The organism is Blastococcus sp. SYSU D00868, assembly GCF_054050575.1.
Genome location: NZ_JBJGZO010000004.1, coordinates 175,133 through 192,329, shown reverse-complemented (window position 1 = coordinate 192,329; position 17,197 = coordinate 175,133). Strand labels below are relative to the sequence as shown.

Below are 17,197 nucleotides of genomic sequence, written 5' to 3'. Positions count from 1 at the left end.
AGGGGCCCTCCTCGTGCGTGCGGCGCCTCAGGCGGTGGCGAGCGCCGCGGCGGCCAGGGCGTCGAGCCGCTGGGCGACCTGCTCGGCCGTGGCCGGCCGCTGCCCCACGGGCGCGAGGCAGTCGCTGACCAGCGCCGCCTCCTCGTGGGTGAGGCCGGGGGCCAGCGCCGGCTCGGCGCTCATCACCCGGCGGATCGCCAGCAGCGGCTCGCTGTCGGGCAGCTCGCCGTAGAGGCCGTTGCCGGTCAGCGCGCGGTGCAGCGTGGCGCCCAGCGCGAACACCTCGGTGGCCCGGGAGGGCCGGTCACCGCGCAGCAGCGCGGGGTCGAGGAACTCCACCGACGCGGCGCTGGCCATGCCGGTCAGCGTCACGCCGGGGGTGAGGAACCGGGCCAGCCCCAGGTCGGAGACCTTGCCGCCCTCGTCGGTGAGCAGGATGTTGGCCGGCTTGAGGTCCCCGTGGGTGAGGCCGGCCTCGTGCAGGGCGTGCAGCGCGTGGGCCGCGTGGGCGACCGCCCGGAGCACCTCGCCGCGGCTCAGCGGCCGCGCGGGGGCGGCGAGCGAGCCCAGCGGGCAGTACTCCATGGCGTACAGGAAGCTGTCCTGCAGCACCGCGTCGTAGACCCGGACCAGGTACGGGGAGTTGACCTGGGCGAAGGCGCGCAGCTCGCGCACCCCGCGCTCGTAGGCCTGCTCGCTGTGGCTGCCGGTGAAGACCTTGACCGCCACGTACTCGTCGGGCAGGCCGAGCCGCGCCGGCGGGCGGGCCAGGTAGAAGCGTCCGTTGTTGCCCTCGCCGAGCACCCGGATCACCTGGTAGTCCGCGATCGTGGCAGGCGCCGCGCCCGCCAGGCCGACGGCATCCATGCATGTCCTCCTGTTGCTGTGGTGCACCCGGTCACGCCGGGTCGCCGCCCGTGCGGCAGCGCGTCAGTGTGCACGGCACCGGCTCCGGCGGGAAGGCGAACGCGCGCCCGATGACGGCTCGTGCCACCGCGCGCCGAAAACCGCCGAGCGGGGCGGGCCGGGGCTAGCATCCGCGCCCGGTGCACGCCTGCTGCGGCGGCCCCGAGGCCGGATCGGCCGTCCCGTCCCCACCGCGGATCCGGCAGCACGGGTCCGTCCGCACATCCCCGGAGTGACCGTGCACCACGACGTCGCGGAGATCACCGCCTACGTCTTCCTCGACCTCGCGGTCATCATGGTCGTCGCGCGACTCATGGGCCGGCTCGCCATCCGCGTCGGCCAGCCGGCCGTGATGGGCGAGATCGTCGCCGGCATCCTGCTGGGGCCGACCTTGCTGGGCGCGCTGCCCGGCGACCTGGACACCCTGCTCTTCCCCGAGGACGTCCGCCCCTACCTGCAGGTCCTGGCACAGCTCGGACTGTGCCTGTTCATGTTCCTCGTCGGCCTGGAGGTCGACCTGTCGTTCATCCGCGGCCGGGAGAAGATCGCCGTCTCGGTCTCGATGTCCTCGATCGTCCTGCCCTTCGCGCTCGGGGTGCTGCTGGCCACGCTCCTGCACGCCCGGCACGACGTCTTCACCGACGCCGACGGGGCGACCCAGGCCATCGAGTTCGCCGGCTTCGCCCTGTTCATGGGCGTGGCCATGTCCATCACCGCGTTCCCGGTGCTCGCCCGGATCCTCGCCGAGCGGGGCATGCACAAGATCCCGACGGGTGTCCTCGCGCTCGCCTGCGCCGCCGTCGACGACGTCCTGGCCTGGGCGCTGCTCGCCGTCGTCGTCGCCGTCGTGGCGGCCGGCTCGGTCACCGGGGTCTTCCTGATCATCTGCTACTCGGTGATCTTCGCGCTGGTGATGTTCCTGGTGGTGAAGCCGCTGCTGAGCCTCCTGGTGAGCCGGTACGAGCGCTTCGGTCAGCTGACACCGGAGATGCTGGCCGTGGTGCTGATCGGCATCCTCGGCAGTGCCTGGGTCACCGAGCAGATCGGCATCCACTTCATCTTCGGCGCCTTCGTCTTCGGCGTGATCATGCCCCGCCAGGGCGCCGCGCGGCTCAACCACGAGGTCATCGACCGGCTCGAGTCGGTCAGCGTCCTGCTGTTGCTGCCCGTCTTCTTCGTCGTCACCGGGCTCGGGGTCGACGTCGGCGCGATCGACCTGACCGGCCTGGGCGAGCTCGGGCTGATCCTGCTCGTCGCGATCTCCGGCAAGTTCATCGGCGCGTTTGCCGCGGCCCGCGCCAACCGGGTGCCACGGCGCCAGGCCACGGCGCTGGGCGTGCTGATGAACACCCGCGGCCTGACCGAGCTGGTCATCCTCAACCTCGGCCGCGAGAACGGGGTGCTCGACGACCAGATGTTCACCCTCATGGTGATCATGGCCGTGGTGACGACGGTGATGACCTCTCCGCTGCTGCACGTCGTGTACCCCACCCGCGTCCTGCAGCGGGACATCGCGGCCGCCGAGCGTGCCGCGATGGGCCTCGAGGAGGCCTACACCGTCGTCGTGGTCGTCGAGGACCCGGACAAGGACGCCGGCCTGGTCGAGCTCGCCTGCGACCTGGTCGGACGGGAGTCGCCGGCTCAGATCGTCGTGACGCGGGTCGTCAAGCGCTCGTTGCCGAAGCCCGAGGTGGCCAGCGGCCTGGGCGCGGACCTGGCGCTGATGGCGACGACGGCCGGGGAACTGCGTCAGCTGGCCGGGCAGGTCGAGGCGCGCGGTCTGCGGGCATCGGTCGCGTCCCGGTTCAGCGACGACCCGTGGGCCGAGGTGGCCGACCTCGCCACCAGCTCCGCCGCCGACGTGGTGCTGGTCCGCAGCGGCTGGGGCGTCGCCGAGGGCGCGACGGACGCCACGCCGTGGCCGGACACCCTCCAGGGCACCGTGGTCGTGGTCAACGGTGAGCTCGGCGAGCCGGGGCTGAGCCCCCACGGGCCGGTGTCGGTCGTGCAGGACGGCGACGCCAGCGGCCGGGCGGCCCTGCGCCTGGCCGCGCAGGCCTCGATGGGCCGGTCCGTGCCGCTGCAGCTGCAGGCCGGCGACGGCTGGCGGGCCGAGCGGCGGGCGGCCGGCGTCAGCGAGTCGCTGCGCCGCGCCGGCGTGCTCGTGGCCGCCGAGGACGAGCCGACCGCGCTGCCCTCGCTGCGGGTGGCGCCGGCGGGCGCGCCCGTCACCGCGTCGGACGACCTGACGCCCGTCCTCGTCGTGCACGCCGGCACTGCCGACAGCGACCGGGACATGGACGAGACGCTGGCCGGGATCAGCAGCGGGGCCGCGCCCGCCTGACCCGCACGCGTCGCGACGGCGCCCGTCCCCGGCCGGGGGCGGGCGCCGTCGCCGTCTCCGGGGGCGGGCCGGCCACGATCAGCTCACCTGATCGTGCGGCGTCCTCCCTCACGGCAGACGGTGAGGGAGGACGCGCAGCGGTGAGGGAGGACGCCGCGGTGAAGGGGACGGCGCGGTGAAGGGGACGCCGCGGTGAGGCGGACGCCGCGGTGAGGGGCCGATCGGCGGGCGCCGGGTCCGGACACGACGGCGCCCGCGACCCCGGAGCAGGGACGCGGGCGCCGAGGTGCCGCTGAACGGTCAGTAGCCGCCGTGCGGGGACTCGAAGGCGAACTGTCGCCCGCCCATGCGCACGGTCATGCCGGGCGTGAGCTGCACCGGCTGGCCGGGGATCAGCGAGGTCCAGGCGAGCTCGCCGCGCCGCGCGAACAGGGTGCCGTTGGCCGAGCCGATGTCGGTCAGGACGACGTCCCAGCCCTCCAGCCGGATCTCGGCGTGGTGCCGGCTGACCCCGCCGGTCTGGTCGACGACGAGCAGCGGACGGTGGCTGCCGTCGCGGACCCGCCCGTCGGTCTCCGGCTCGCGGCCGAGCAGGTAGTCCGCGTCCAGGCTGACGGTGGCCCCGTTGTCGAAGACCAGCAGGCCCAGCGGCGGCCGCACGCCCTCGACGAACACCGCGGTCTGCTGCGTCGTGCGGATGCCGCACTGCGCGCAGAACAGCACCCGCGGGTCGTTGAGGTGCCCGTTCTTGCAGAGGATGCCCTTGACCTTGGGCCGGGTGTCGCCCTCCTCCTGCGGGGCCAGCGCGGCCGGCGGCTGCTCGTCGGTGACGACCGGCAGCGGCTCGCGTGGCGGCTCCACCTCGTCGGCGGGCGGCGGCTGGAGGAACGACACCGAGCGGGCCGGGGCGGGCAGCTCGACCGGCGGCGCGACGGGCGCCGACGGCTCCGGCGCCGCGTGGGCCCCGTGGTCGTGGGCGCCGTGGTCGTGGGCGCCGTGGTCGTGCGCCCCGTGGTCGTGGGCGGCGTGGTCGTGGCCCGCGTGGTCGTGCTCGGGCGCCGCCGGGGTGGCGGGCGGCGGCGGGACCGCGGCGGCGGGCGCCGGCGGCGGCGGGACCGGCGGCGTCGTCACCCGGGCGGCCACCGGGGTGGGCAGCTGGGCCAGGACCGTCCCGCCGGTCACGACGGGCGGCGCGGGCGCCACCGGGGTGGCCGGGGTGGGCGCCGGGGAGAGCACCGCCGCCGCACCCGGGACCGCACCGGCCTCGAGGTCGGCCAGCGGGTGCGGGCCCATGTCGGCCTTCGAGCCGGCGGACAGCCGCAGCGCGGCCGGGGGCCAGTCGACGAGGCGGTCCAGGTAGGCGCGGCCGTCGGCCAGGGGGTTCTCCCCCTGCGCGCTGGTCAGCCGCAGGCCGAGGTCGGGCACCTCGGCCACGCCGTCGCCGAGCAGCGCGAGGGCCAGGCCCTCCTCGGTGGCGGCGGCGACGGCGAACGAGGGCACGCCGTCGGCGGTGGGCAGCCAAGCGCGCAGCTCCTCGTGCAGCCGGCGCCCGGGGGCGCGCCGGCCGGCGGCCGACACGCGCCGGGCCAGCCCGACGAGCTCGCCGAGGCGGCGGTCGCCGGCCGGCGCGGCCGGGGCGGGCGGTGCGACCGGGGCGGCACCCCAGCCACCGAGTCCGGCGGCGGGCGCGGGCGCCGGCGCCGCGGTCGCCTCGACGGCGACGACGAGCACGACGCCGGGCAGCCGGACGACGAGGTCCTCGCCGGGCGTCACGGCGACGGCGACCTGGTCGAAGGGCGGGACGCCGACCGCAGCCGCGGGAGCGGCGGCCGGCGGGACGACGGGCGAGCTCATCAGACGAGCCTCCCGCCGTTGATCCGCCAGTGGACGAACGGCACGCGCATCGGGCCGTTGGCGACCAGCCAGACGATGATCCACGTCGTCACGAAGTGGATGACGAACGCCGGGCCGGGGATGCCGTCGTGCCAGAACACGGCGCCGCCGGCGAACAGGAACCACACCAGCAGGCCCTCGTTGATGCCGGTGAGGAAGCCGAACAGCGTCGGCCAGTCCTTCTCCCACCGGAACTGCTGGATGCCGTGGTAGAGCAGCTCCCACAGCACGCCCAGCACCGTGGTCACGAGGATGACGGAGAACGTGGCGCCGTAGGAGGCGCCGATGCCGACGCCGGTCGGCAGGACCGGCGTGATGATCAGGGTCCACAGGCCGCCGATCACGACCAGGAGGAAGATCCGGGTCTGGATGCGGCCGTTGAGGGTGGGGAGCACAGGGGTCTCTCTCGGGTCGTCGCGGGTTCAGGCGGGGCGGTCGGTCAGATCTGCTTGTTGCGGACCCACTTCCACCACTGGCTGGTCGACCGGCCGGGGCCCAGCTTCTGCGCGAAGCCCTGCTTGATCAGGTCGTCGGCGATCTCCTGGGCCGCGATCTGCAGGCCGAAGAAGGTGTCGACGCCGGGGAACGGGCCGCCCAGGGTGGCGCTGCCGGAGGCGTAGATCTTGCCGCCGTTCTGCGTCCCGAGGAGCTCGAAGTTGGTGCCCACGTCGAGCCGGCCGACGGGGTTGCGCCCGGCGCCGGAGTGGTCGAGCAGGTCGGCCAGGACGCGGTGCTCGCGGATGTCGGCCTCGAGGCCGGTGCAGTCGATGACGAAGTCGAACGTCCCCAGCTGCGGGCCCTGGTCGCTGCTGACCGCGACCTCGACGAGGTCGCCCACCGGCCGCAGGTTGTCGATCTGGCCGATCATCACGCGGTACCAGCCCTCGCGGCGGCCGCGGTCGAGCTGCTCGAGCCAGTCGTTGCGCAGCGGGGTGTTGGTGCCGCCCATCTCCTTGTACAGGCGGGCGCGCTCCTCCCCGTGGCTCTTGCGCACCTGCTGCTTGAGCTGGCCGCCCCACACCGACTTGGGGTAGTTGAAGCCCTGGTAGGCCCACCCGTCGGCGCCGCGGCGGCGCTTGAAGATGCTCGGGCCGTGCGCCTTGTCCACGTAGGTGCGGAACAGGTGCACGATCTGCGTCTGCAGGCCCCGCTGGTCGCGGTCGTCGATCAGCCGCTGCAGCACCCGGGAGGCGACGATGCCGCCGCCGCGGATGAGCACGGTGCCGGGGCGCTTGTGCAGCCGCTCGTAGACGTGCTCGTGCGGCTCGTAGGCGTTCACGACCTTGTGGAAGTCGTTGTACTCCTGCCGGTACTTCTGCAGGTCGGGCAGGAACTTCAGGCCCGGGTAGCCGACGGCGACGTGCACCCACTGGCTGCGGTAGGCGATGCGCCGGGTCGGGGCGGCGCCCTCCGGCGGGGTGAGGACCGTGAAGTACCCGCCGCCGGCGCGGCGCCGGACCATGCGCACCTGCCCGTGCACGACCATCTCGGGGTACCGGATCCGGTACATCTCCCGCTCCATGGACGTGAACGCGTGCCCGGCCTTGGGCGTGTAGTAGCGCTTGAAGATCGGCTCGAGGAAGACGTTCCACCACTGCTTCGGGCCCTCGCGCAGGGCGTAGCTGGGGAAGCCCCAGATGTTGTCCGGCGTGGAGGCCGAGTCCGAGCGCAGCCGCTCGCCCCGGGGGATCTGCGAGACCGTCGTCAGGTACTCGTAGCTCTCCCACGGCGTCTTCAGCGGGGTGAGCACGCGCATCGCGCTGGTCGGCACCCCGCAGATCCGCAGGTAGTCGACCGTCACGAACGACCCGATGCCGCCACCGAAGGTGACGAACGGGACGTCGATGATCGGGATGCCGGCCTCGGCCAGCATCTGGTCGGTCCAGACGTGGGTGTTGATCAGCTGGTCGTTGAGGTCACCGCGCTGCGGCGACCCCGACGGGGGCTGGGCGTGCTGGGGCGCGATCGTGCTCTCGCTCACGGGGTGTTTCCGTCCTTGCTCGGGGAGTCGCGACACTGTCGGCGACCCCGGCACCGGTGTCAACGAGTTCCGCCGCGCCGTCCCGAACCGTTGCCCGGTCGCCGCAGAGGTGTCCCCGGCGGGGCGCGGAACCGGGGTGCGGCGGCCGGCGGAGCCTAGACTCCCGGCGTCCGGTCCACGGGGGGACGGCGTCGCGCCGCAGGTCGTCCGGGAGGTCGTGGGTGGAGTTCCGCGAGTTCGGCCCGTACCGGATCGAGCGCCTGCTCGGCCGTGGCGGCATGGGCGTGGTCTACGAGGCCTTCGACACCGAGCACCAGCGCCGGGTGGCCCTCAAGGTGCTCGCCGAGGACCTCGCGGCCGACCAGGCCTACCGGGAGCGGTTCCGGCGCGAGGCCTACGCCGCGGCGCGGCTCAACGACCCGCACATCGTGCCGATCCACCGCTACGGCGACATCGACGGCCGGCTGTTCCTCGACATGCGGCTGGTGCGCGGCAGCGACCTGTCCGCGGTGCTCGCCGAGCGCGGCCCGCTGGCGCCGCGGCGGGCGGTGGACGTCGTCGCGCAGGTGGCGCACGCGCTGGACGCCGCCCACGCCGAGGGCCTGGTGCACCGGGACGTGAAGCCCTCGAACGTGCTGGTCTGCGCGCCGCTGTCGGAGGTGCCGGACGAGGACGAGGAGGAGTTCGTCTACCTCGTCGACTTCGGCATCGCGCGGATGCTGATGCCCGACCCGGGCCAGCCCAGCCTGACCCAGGCCGGCTCGGCCGTCGGCAGCTTCGACTACATGGCGCCCGAGCGCTTCCTGGAGCGCCCGGCCGACGCCCGCGCCGACGTGTACTCGCTGGCCTGCGTGCTGTTCGAGACCCTGACCGGACGCCGCCCGTTCCCGGTGACCGGGCTGGCGCCGCTGATGTGGGCGCACCTGAACGAGGCGCCGCCGTCGGTCACCGCGCTGCGACCCGAGCTGCCGCGCGGGCTGGACGAGGTGCTGGCCAAGGGGCTGGCCAAGGAGCCCGAGCAGCGGTGGCCGTCCGCGGGCGCCCTGGCGACGGCCGCCCGCCGCGTGCTGACCTCCACCGCGCGCATCCCGACCCTCCCGCCGGCCCCGACCGTCGTCCCGGCGCCGCCGGCCCCGCCCGCCGTGGCCGCCTGGTCACCGGAGTCCCCGGCGACCGCGCCGGCAGCCGCCCGCGCCGCCGTCCGGCCGGCCGCCCGGGCCGCCGCCCCGGCGTCCGCGGCCCCCGCCCGGCCCGGGCCGCCGTCACCGCCGCCGTCGCCGTCCGGGCGGGCGGGTCGCGGCGGCCGGACCGCGACGGTGCTGGTCTGGACGGCGGCGGCGCTGCTCGCCGCGCTCGTCGCCGTCCTCGTGCTGACCGACGGCGGGGACGCGCCGCTGGACCGGCCGGAGCCGCCGGCCGCCGGGCCGCAGCACGACGACCTGCTGGCGATCCTCCCGCCGGACTACGACGCGGCCGGGTGCCGGCCCGCACCCGCCCCCGAGGACGGCGAGGTGGCGGCGGTCGACTGCGGCGCCAGCGCCACCCAGCCCGGGCCGGGGCACTCGCGGTTCTTCCTCTACCCCGACGGCGAGACCGCCGAGCGGGTGTTCCTGGACGACGTCGCCCGCGTCGAGCTCGAGGAGCAGCCCGCCGGCACCTCCTGCCCGGCGACCCAGGGGCACGGCACCTGGGAGGAGGAGGGCGTCGGCTCGGGCCGGGTCGCCTGCTACGTGGACCGGGAGAACGACGCCGTCCTCATCTGGACCGAGGCCGAAGACGGCGTCGAGGCGGTCGTGCGCATCCGCAACGGCGGCACCCAGGGGCTGACCGCGCTCACCGACTGGTGGCGCGACACCGACGTCGCGTCCTTCGGCGGTTAGGCGCTGCCGAACCGGCGCTGGCGGGAGGCGTACTCCTCGCAGGCGGCCCACAGGTGCCGGCGGTCGAAGTCCGGCCAGAGGGTGTCGAGGAAGACGAACTCGGCGTAGGCCGACTGCCAGAGCAGGAAGTTGCTCGTGCGGTTCTCCCCCGAGCTGCGCACGAAGAGGTCGACGTCGGGCATGTCGGGCTCGTCGAGGTAGCGGGCGACGGTCGCCTCGGTGACCTTGGCCGGGTCCAGCCGTCCGGCGGCGACGTCGCGGGCGATCGCGGCGGCGGCGTCGGCGATCTCGGCGCGGCCGCCGTAGTTGACGCACATGGTCAGGGTGAGGACGTCGTTGTCCCTCGTGAGCTCCTCGGCGACCTCGAGCTCGGTGATGACGCTGCGCCACAGCCGCGGACGGCGGCCGGCCCAGCGCACCCGCACCCCGAGCTCGTGCATCTCGTCGCGGCGGCGGCGGATGACGTCGCGGTTGAAGCCCATGAGGAATCGGACCTCCTCGGGGCTGCGCCGCCAGTTCTCGGTGGAGAAGGCGTAGGCGCTGATCGCCTTGATGCCGAGCTCGATGGCGCCCTCGACGCAGTCGAACAGCGAGGACTCCCCCGCCTCGTGCCCGGCGGTCCGGGGCAGCCCGCGCTGCTTGGCCCACCGGCCGTTGCCGTCCATGACGATGGCGACGTGGCCGGGGACCTTGTCGGCCGGCAGGTCCGGCGGCTGGACGCCCGACGGGTGCGGGTTCGGCGGCTTGACCTCGCGCCGGGCGGCGGCGCGCCTCACGGTGTCCTCGGTTCGCTACCGCGGAGCGCTCCGCTCCTCGCTCGCTGGCGCTCGCTGCGATGCTCACGCCCCTGTCCGCTCACGTGCGGTCGACCAGGGCCAGCGAGCGCAGCCCGCGCTCCAGGTGCCACTGCAGCAGCGCCGCGACCAGGCCGCTGCCCTCGCGACGCTGGGCGGCCTCGCTGGCCTCGGCGCGCTCCCAGTCGCCGGACAGCAGCGCCTCGAGCAGCTCGAGGGTGACCGGGTTGGGCATGGCCGAGCCGGTCGGGCGGCAGTCCCGGCAGACCGACCCGCCGGCGGGCACCGAGAAGTGCCGGTGCGGGCCGTCCTCCCCGCAGCGGGCGCAGGCGCCCAGCGCCGGCTCCCACCCGGCCACCGACATCGCCCGCAGCAGGAACGCGTCGAGCACCAGCGGCGCGGGGTGGCTGCGCTCGGCCAGCGCCCGCAGCGCGCCGATGACGAGCAGGAACATCCGCAGCGAGGGCTCCTTCTCCTCCGCCGTCAGCCGGTCGGCGGTCTCCAGGACCGCGGTGCCGGCCGTGTAGGCGGGGTAGTCGCCGACCACCGCCTGCCCGTAGGAGCGGATCGACTCGGCCTGGCTGACCACGTCGAGGGTGCGGCCGGTGTACAGCTGCAGGTCGACGTGGCTGAACGGCTCCAGCCGGGCGCCGAACTTGCTCTTGGTGCGGCGCACGCCCTTGGCCACCGCCCGCACCTTGCCGTGCCGGCGGGTGAGGACCGTGACGATCCGGTCGGCCTCCCCCAGCTTCTGGGTGCGCAGGACGACGCCCTCGTCGCGGTACAGCGACTTCGGAGTGGTGCTCAATACCCCAGCCTGTTCAGCTTCTTCGGGTCGTCCTGCCACTCGCCGAGGACGGTGACGTGCAGGTCGAGGTGGACCCGGGCGCCGAGCAGCGCCTCCATGCCGGCGCGGGCCTCGGTGCCGATCGCCTTGATGACCGACCCGCCCCTGCCCAGCAGCATCGGCTTCTGGCTGGGCCGCTCGCAGTGCAGCAGCGCGTGCACCTCGACCAGCTCGCCGCCGGCCCGCTTGGGGTCGGGACGCCGGTTCATCTCCTCGATGGTCACGGCCAACGAGTGCGGCACCTCCTGGAACACCTTCTCCAGGGCGGCCTCGCGGACGAGCTCGGCCAGCTGCCGCTCGACGTCCTCGTCGGTCGTCTGCTCCTCCGGGTACAGCGGCGGGCCCTCCGGGAGCAGGCCGACCAGCAGGTCCTCGAGCAGCTCCACCTGGTCGCCGGCGACGGCGCTGACGGGCACGACCTCGGCGGCCTCGACCAGCCCGCTGGCGGCCACCAGCTGCTCGGCGACCTGCTTCTTGCTCGCGGCGTCGGTCTTGGTGACGACGACGACCGTGGGCGCCGTGACCTCCCGGAGCTGGCGGGCGATGAAGCGGTCCCCGGTGCCGACGGGCTGGTCGGCGGGCACGCAGAACACGACGACGTCGACGTCGGCCAGGGTGTCGCGGACGACGTCGTTGAGTCGGCGGCCGAGCAGGCTCTTGGGCTTGTGCAGGCCGGGGGTGTCGACCAGCACCAGCTGCCCCCCGGGCCGGTGCACGACACCGCGGATGGCGTGCCGGGTGGTCTGCGGGCGGTTGCTGACGATGCCGACCTTCTCGCCGACCATCGCGTTGGTCAGCGTGGTCTTGCCGGCGTTGGGGCGGCCCACCAGGCAGGCGAAGCCGCTGCGGTACGGCTGCTCCGGCGTGCTCACCGGCCCAGTCTCCCACTGCGCTGTGACATCGTCGGCCTACCGGCCGACACCGCGGCCAGTTGCCGTCCCCGACGTGCGCTGAGCCGATCCGTCGCACCCGCCGGGGACCCTGCGGGCCCGCCGCCGGTCACGACCCCCTCGCGCGGGCGGTCCCGGGGAGGATGGGGGCGTGGCGGGACGAGGACGGCGACGCGGCGGGTCGCAGGCGGCGTGGACCGGTCAGCGGCGGATGCACGTCGAGCAGGTGACCGGCCACCGCTTCGTCGTCGGCTGGGGTCCGCGCCGGTCGGCCACCGTCGTCCCGGCCCCCCTGCGCTACTGGCAGTACGAGGCGCCCGGGCCGGTCGCGTGGGCGCTGGCGGCGCTGGTCGTCGTCGGCTGGGTCGGGCTGGCCGCCTGGCGCGGCGGCGGGGTCATGGCCGGCGGCGAGCTGCCGTGGGCGGTCGGCGCCGCGCTGCTGGTGCTGCTGCTCAACGTCCGCCGCACCACGGTCTCCGACCACGGGCTGTCCACCACGACCGCCGGCACCCGGCCCGACCCGGCGGAGGTCGTCGCGCTCGGGCAGGTCCGCGAGGTCCGCACCGGCCGCCCGCCGGCCGGGTGGCCGGCCCCGCGGCAGCTGCGCGGCTGGCTGCCGGGCCGGGCCCGCGTCGCCGTCCGCTACGCCGGCGACGACGGCGCCGAGCAGGCGCTCACCCGGTGGGTGCGCGACCCCGACGCGTTCGCCGAGGCGCTGGGCGCGCCGCTGTGAGGAGGGCTCAGGCCTGGGCGCGCAGGGCGCCGTCGGGGCCGGCGAGGTACACGGGGGCCGACGGCGTGAGGTCGTGCACCGCGGCCAGCCCCTCCTGCTCGACGGCGTCGGCGGCCGAGACGACGGCGGCGGCCTCCAGCCCGGTCACCCCGCTGGAGACGGCGGCGGCGACGGCGGCCTGCAGGGCGGAGAGCTTCAGCGACGGCAGGTCCACGGTCGCGGCCAGGTAGGTGCGGCCGTCGGTGTCCCGCACGGCCGCCCCCTCCCGCGCGCCGGTGCGGCCGACGGCGGAACGGGCGAGGGTGACGAGCTTGGCGTCCTCGGGCTGCAGATCCGGCACCGGGACATCCTCACCCACCGAGCCGGCCGGCCCTCCTGCAGGGCCCGCCGCGAGCCTGCGAGCGGTGGGGGGCAGGAGGGTCCTCCCTCAGCCCTCCACGACGCCGGCCGGCTCCTCGGCGCGGGTGGCCCCGGACGGCGCGGCGTCCTCGGCGCCGTCCTCGCCGCCGGCCTCCGGCACCCGGCAGACCAGCAGCGTGTCGATCCGGTTGCGCCGCCCGCCGGTGCTCTCGGCCACCAGGCGCAGCCCGCCGACCTCGGTGGCCGACCCCTCGATGGGCACCATGCCGAGCTCGCGGGCCAGCAGCCCGCCGACGGTCTCGACGCCCTCGTCCATCGGCAGCTCGACGGAGAACAGCTCCGCGAGGTCCTCGACCGGCAGGCGGGCGGTGACCCGCATGGAGCCGTCGGACAGCTCCTCCACCGGCGGCCGCTGGAAGGCGTCGTGCTCGTCGGCGATCTCGCCGACGATCTCCTCGAGGATGTCCTCGATGGTCACCAGGCCGGCGAACCCGCCGTACTCGTCGACCACGATCGCGATGTGGATCCGCTGCGCCTGCATGTCGCGCAGCAGCTCGTCGACCGGCTTGGACTCCGGCACGAACGTCGGCGGCCGCATGAGCTCCTCGACCCGCGGGCCCCGGCCGTCGCCGAGGTTCTGCGACCGGCGCACCAGGTCCTTGAGGTAGACCACGCCCACGACGTCGTCCACGTTCTCGCCGATCACGGGGATCCGGCTGAAGCCGCTGCGCAGCGCGAGGGCCATCGCCTGGCGGACGCTCTTGGTCCGCTCGATGTAGACCACCTCGGTGCGCGGCACCATGACCTCGCGGGCGATCGTGTCGCCCAACTCGAAGACCGAGTGGATCATGTTGCGCTCGCCGGACTCCACGACGCCGCGCTCCTCGGCCATGTCGACCAGCTCGCGCAGCTCGACCTCGGAGGAGAACGGCCCGTCGCGGAAGCCGCGGCCGGGGGTGATCGCGTTGCCGATGAGGATGAGCAGCGTGGCGACCGGCCCGAGCACCCGCCCGAACAGCCGGACGACGCCGGCGGTGGCCAGCGCGATGCCGTAGGCGTGCTGCCGGCCCAGCGTCCGCGGGCCGACGCCGACCAGCACGTAGCTGACCACGGTCATGATCCCGGCGGCGGTGAGCACGGCCGCCCAGCCGGTCCGCCACAGCTCGTACAGGACGACGGTCACCAGCACCGCGGCGACCATCTCGCACACGATCCGCAGCAGCAGGAGCAGCGAGACGTGCCGGGCGCGCTCGGCGAGGACCTCCTCGAGCGCGGCGGCACGCTTGGTGCCCTCCCGGCGCAGCTCGTGCACCCGGGCGGCGGAGACGCGCTGCAGGGCGGCGTCCATCGCACCGAACAGGCCGGCCAGCGGGATGAGCAGGACCGCGACCACCAGCATGGTGAGCTGGCCCGCGGTCACCGGGCCACCGCCGTCCCGCGCTCCATCGCCGGCCTCACCGGGGGCGGGGCTCGCGCTGCGCGGGCTCCCCCGTCACCGGCTGCCGGGGCGCCGAGCGCCAGGCGTCGAGGAGCTTGGCCTGCAGGCCGAACATCTCCTTCTCCTCCTCGGGCTCCATGTGGTCGTAGCCGAGGACGTGCAGCACGCCGTGGGTGGCGAGCAGCACCAGTTCGTCGTCCATGGTGTGGCCCGCGGCGCGGGCCTGGCGGACGGCGACCGACGGGCACAGGACGACGTCGCCGAGCAGCGCCGGCCCGGGCTCCGGGTCGTCGGGCCGGGACGTGTCCAGCTCGTCCATGGGGAAGGCGAGCACGTCAGTGGGGCCCTTCTCGCCCATCCACCGCTCGTGCAGCGTCGCCATGTAGTCGGGGTCCACGCACAGCACCGACAGCTCGGCCATCGGGTTGACGCCCATCTCGGCGAGCACGAACCGGCAGACCCCGGCGAGCTCGGCCTCGTCGACGGCGATCTCGGACTCGTTGGCCACCTCGACCGGCACGGCGGTCAGCTCCCCTGCCGGCGTGGGCGGGCCCCGCGGGCCGGCGCCGGACCGGCCGGGCGGGACGGCGCCTGCTGGTGGGCGGCGTCCCAGCGCTCGTAGGCGTCCACGATGTCGCCGACCAGCCGGTGCCGGACGACGTCGGAGCTGGTCAGGTTCGCGAAGTGCACGTCGTCGATGCCGTCGAGGATCTCCCGCACGATCCGCAGGCCGCTCTGCGCGCCCCCGGGCAGGTCGACCTGGGTGACGTCGCCGGTGACCACGATCTTGGAGCCGAACCCGAGCCGGGTGAGGAACATCTTCATCTGCTCGGCGGTCGTGTTCTGCGCCTCGTCGAGGATCACGAACGCGTCGTTGAGCGTGCGGCCGCGCATGTAGGCCAGCGGCGCGACCTCGATCGTGCCGGCCGCCATCAGCCGCGGGATGGACTCCGGGTCGACCATGTCGTGCAGCGCGTCGTACAGCGGCCGCAGGTAGGGGTCGATCTTCTCCGACAGCGTGCCGGGCAGGTAGCCCAGCCGCTCCCCCGCCTCGACCGCGGGCCGGGTCAGGATGATCCGGTTGACCTGCTTGGTCTGCAGCGCCTGCACGGCCTTGGCCATCGCCAGGTACGTCTTGCCGGTGCCGGCCGGGCCGATGCCGAACACGATGGTGTGCGCGTCGATCGCGTCGACGTAGCGCTTCTGGTTCAGCGTCTTGGGCCGGATGGTGCGGCCCCGGCGGCTGATGATGTCCAGGCTGAGCACCTCGGCGGGGCGCTCGGAGCCCCCGCTGCGGAGCATGCCGATGACCCGGCGGACGGAGTCCGGGCGCAGCGCCTGGCCGGTGCCCAGGAGCGCGATGAGCTCGTCGAAGACGCCGACGGCGAAGGCGTTGTCGGCCGGCTGGCCGGTCACCGAGATCTCGTTGCCGCGGACGTGGACGTCCGCGGCGACCTCGGCCTCGACCAGGCGGAGCAGTTCGTCGCCCGAGCCGAGCAGCCCCACCATGGAGACGCTCTCGGGGACGGTGATCGTGGTGCGGACGGGTGCGGGCGCGGTGCCCGCCAGTGCCGACGTACCCGCCGAGCCGCTGTCCACCGCGGCGGCGGAGGCCGAGGCCTCACGCGACGTGGGGGCTCCCGGCACGGGGACGTTCGGGGAGGAGTCGGGCAAGAACCCTCGACCCTGCCTTCCTGCTGAGGCGGTGCGGACCGGTCGAGGATACCCGCGCCCGGGGCCCCGGAACCGGCCTCGCCCGAACGGGTCAGCGGCCCTCGTAGGACGCCTTGCCCGGCCCGTCGGTCAGGAAGGAGCGGACGGCGTTGCGCAGGTCGGCGGTGGCGAACAGCGGACCGGACAGCTGCGGCATCACCGCGTCGGCCGCGCGCACCCCGTCGCGCAGCGCCGTGCCGACCAGCCGCTTGGTCGCGGCGTGCGCCACGGTCGGGCCCGCGGCCACCTGCGCGGCGATGGCGCGGGCGGCCTCGGCGAACCCCTCGTCGGGCAGCACGCGGTTCACCACGCCCCAGCGCTCGAGCTCCGCGGCCGGGTAGCGCCCGCCGGTGTAGACGAGCTCCTTGGCCCGGGCCGGGCCCGCGCGCTCGGCCAGCCGCTGTGGCCCGCCCATCGACGGCGTCAGCCCGACGACGATCTCCACCAGCCCGAAGGAGGCGCGCTCCGCGGCGACCAGGAGGTCGCAGGCCAGCGCCAGCTCGAAGGCCGCGGTCAGCGTCAGGCCGTGCGCGGCGAAGATGGTCGGCACCGGCAGGTCCTCGAGGGTCTGCGCCAGGCGGATCAGCCGGGCCCACAGCGCCGTCCCCTCGCCGGCGGGGTCCGGGCCCTCGGCGATGGCCTGGAAGTGGTGGACGTCGACGCCCGCGGACACCACCTTGCCCCGTGCCTCGAGCAGCACGGCCCGGGCACGGTCCGGCCGGCCCGGCTCGGTGAGCGCGACCAGCTCGGCCACCGCCGCCTCGTAACCGGCGAAGACGGACTCGTCGAACAGGTTCAGCGGCGGGGCGTCCAGGACGACGACGGCGACGTCGCCGTCCCGCTCGACGCGGACGGGGCTCTCGGTCATGCCGTCACCCTGACACCTGGGTCGCCCGGCCGCTGCCGCGGTGCGGTCCCCGGGCCGGGCTGCGGCGCGGCACCCACGCCCGGGCCGCGGCACCCGGCGGCGCGTCCCGTCGGACGTCAGCCCGGCGGCCACCGCAGGTCGCGGCCGCCGAGCACGTGCAGGTGCAGGTGGTCCACCGACTGGCCGGCCTGCGGGCCGGTGTTGGTGACCACCCGGTAGCCGGGCTCGACGCCGCCGTCGGCGACCAGGCCCTCCTGCCGCGCCACGTCGGTGGCGGCGCGCACGACCGCGCCGAGCAGCTCCGGGTCGGCGGCGGCCAGGGCGCCCAGGTTGCGGTGGTGCTCCTTCGGGATGACCAGCACGTGCGTCGGTGCCTGCGGGTTGATGTCCCGGAAGGCCAGCGTGCGGTCGGTCTCGGCGACGACGTCGGCCGGGATCTCGCCGGCGACCATGCGGCAGAACAGGCAGTCGCTCACGGAAGACGACCCTAGTGGGTGATCCCGCGGCGTTCCGTTACTCGACAGGATGACGGGCACCGTCACCCCTGCGG

16 protein-coding genes are annotated in these 17,197 nt (G+C 74.9%); 3 read left to right on the top strand and 13 right to left on the bottom strand.

Annotated features, from left to right (window positions below; genetic code table 11):
- Positions 1-27: 27 nt before the first annotated feature.
- Complete coding sequence (locus ACI79F_RS05600; RefSeq protein ID WP_456547055.1) at positions 28-867, bottom strand: protein kinase domain-containing protein; 840 nt, start codon at positions 865-867, stop codon at positions 28-30.
- A 277-nt stretch (positions 868-1,144) separates the two neighbouring features.
- Here ACI79F_RS05600 and ACI79F_RS05595 point away from each other — a divergent pair, with 277 nt between their 5' ends.
- The gene (locus ACI79F_RS05595; RefSeq protein ID WP_456547054.1) at positions 1,145-3,250 is read left to right on the top strand and encodes a cation:proton antiporter domain-containing protein; all 2,106 of its coding nucleotides are present in this window, start codon (positions 1,145-1,147) and stop codon (positions 3,248-3,250) included.
- A gap of 300 nt (positions 3,251-3,550) precedes the next feature.
- Here the strand turns inward: ACI79F_RS05595 and ACI79F_RS05590 are convergent, their stop codons facing one another.
- From ACI79F_RS05590 to ACI79F_RS05580, 3 genes are read right to left on the bottom strand one after another with little or no spacing between them, the layout of a single operon-like run.
- The gene (locus ACI79F_RS05590) at positions 3,551-5,104 is read right to left on the bottom strand and encodes an FHA domain-containing protein (RefSeq protein WP_456543848.1); all 1,554 of its coding nucleotides are present in this window, start codon (positions 5,102-5,104) and stop codon (positions 3,551-3,553) included.
- Entirely contained in the window at positions 5,104-5,538 is a 435-nt protein-coding gene (locus ACI79F_RS05585; RefSeq protein WP_456543849.1) for a hypothetical protein, read from the bottom strand. The genes ACI79F_RS05590 and ACI79F_RS05585 overlap by 1 nt, the downstream gene beginning before the upstream one ends.
- Positions 5,539-5,582: 44 nt before the next feature.
- Positions 5,583-7,124 (bottom strand): hypothetical protein, encoded by a 1,542-nt coding sequence (locus ACI79F_RS05580; RefSeq protein WP_456543850.1) that lies wholly within the window; start codon positions 7,122-7,124, stop codon positions 5,583-5,585.
- Positions 7,125-7,345: 221 nt separating this feature from the next.
- On the opposite strand from ACI79F_RS05580, the gene ACI79F_RS05575 reads away from it, so the two are divergent.
- The gene (locus tag ACI79F_RS05575; protein ID WP_456543851.1) at positions 7,346-9,004 is read left to right on the top strand and encodes a serine/threonine-protein kinase; all 1,659 of its coding nucleotides are present in this window, start codon (positions 7,346-7,348) and stop codon (positions 9,002-9,004) included.
- Here ACI79F_RS05575 and ACI79F_RS05570 read toward each other — a convergent pair.
- The 3 genes from ACI79F_RS05570 to era form a co-directional block, all read right to left on the bottom strand.
- Positions 9,001-9,780: an isoprenyl transferase gene (locus ACI79F_RS05570; protein WP_456543852.1), complete on the bottom strand. Its 780-nt coding sequence runs from the start codon at positions 9,778-9,780 to the stop codon at positions 9,001-9,003. The two genes, ACI79F_RS05575 and ACI79F_RS05570, sit on opposite strands and share 4 nt — an antisense overlap.
- Before the next feature lie 79 nt (positions 9,781-9,859).
- Positions 9,860-10,606: a DNA repair protein RecO gene (gene recO, locus ACI79F_RS05565; protein WP_456543853.1), complete on the bottom strand. Its 747-nt coding sequence runs from the start codon at positions 10,604-10,606 to the stop codon at positions 9,860-9,862.
- On the bottom strand, positions 10,603-11,517 hold the full coding sequence (gene era, locus ACI79F_RS05560) for a GTPase Era (RefSeq protein WP_456543854.1): 915 nt from the start codon (positions 11,515-11,517) through the stop codon (positions 10,603-10,605). The genes recO and era overlap by 4 nt, the downstream gene beginning before the upstream one ends.
- Positions 11,518-11,686: 169 nt before the next feature.
- On the opposite strand from era, the gene ACI79F_RS05555 reads away from it, so the two are divergent.
- Positions 11,687-12,268 (top strand): hypothetical protein, encoded by a 582-nt coding sequence (locus tag ACI79F_RS05555; RefSeq protein WP_456543855.1) that lies wholly within the window; start codon positions 11,687-11,689, stop codon positions 12,266-12,268.
- Positions 12,269-12,275: 7 nt separating this feature from the next.
- Here the strand turns inward: ACI79F_RS05555 and ACI79F_RS05550 are convergent, their stop codons facing one another.
- From ACI79F_RS05550 to ACI79F_RS05525, 6 genes are all read right to left on the bottom strand, one after another.
- Positions 12,276-12,608: a cytidine deaminase gene (locus ACI79F_RS05550; RefSeq protein ID WP_456543856.1), complete on the bottom strand. Its 333-nt coding sequence runs from the start codon at positions 12,606-12,608 to the stop codon at positions 12,276-12,278.
- Positions 12,609-12,695: 87 nt separating this feature from the next.
- Positions 12,696-14,048 carry a hemolysin family protein gene (locus tag ACI79F_RS05545; protein WP_456543857.1) on the bottom strand — a complete coding sequence of 451 codons (1,353 nt, stop codon included), beginning with the start codon at positions 14,046-14,048 and terminating at the stop codon, positions 12,696-12,698.
- A gap of 34 nt (positions 14,049-14,082) precedes the next feature.
- A complete protein-coding gene (ybeY, locus tag ACI79F_RS05540; protein WP_456543858.1) occupies positions 14,083-14,586 on the bottom strand; it encodes an rRNA maturation RNase YbeY in 504 nt (167 codons plus the stop codon).
- A gap of 5 nt (positions 14,587-14,591) precedes the next feature.
- Positions 14,592-15,665 carry a PhoH family protein gene (locus ACI79F_RS05535; RefSeq protein ID WP_456578886.1) on the bottom strand — a complete coding sequence of 358 codons (1,074 nt, stop codon included), beginning with the start codon at positions 15,663-15,665 and terminating at the stop codon, positions 14,592-14,594.
- Between the two features lie 166 nt (positions 15,666-15,831).
- On the bottom strand, positions 15,832-16,647 hold the full coding sequence (locus ACI79F_RS05530) for an enoyl-CoA hydratase/isomerase family protein (protein ID WP_456543860.1): 816 nt from the start codon (positions 16,645-16,647) through the stop codon (positions 15,832-15,834).
- Between the two features lie 116 nt (positions 16,648-16,763).
- Entirely contained in the window at positions 16,764-17,123 is a 360-nt protein-coding gene (locus ACI79F_RS05525; protein WP_456543861.1) for a histidine triad nucleotide-binding protein, read from the bottom strand.
- Positions 17,124-17,197: the final 74 nt, after the last annotated feature.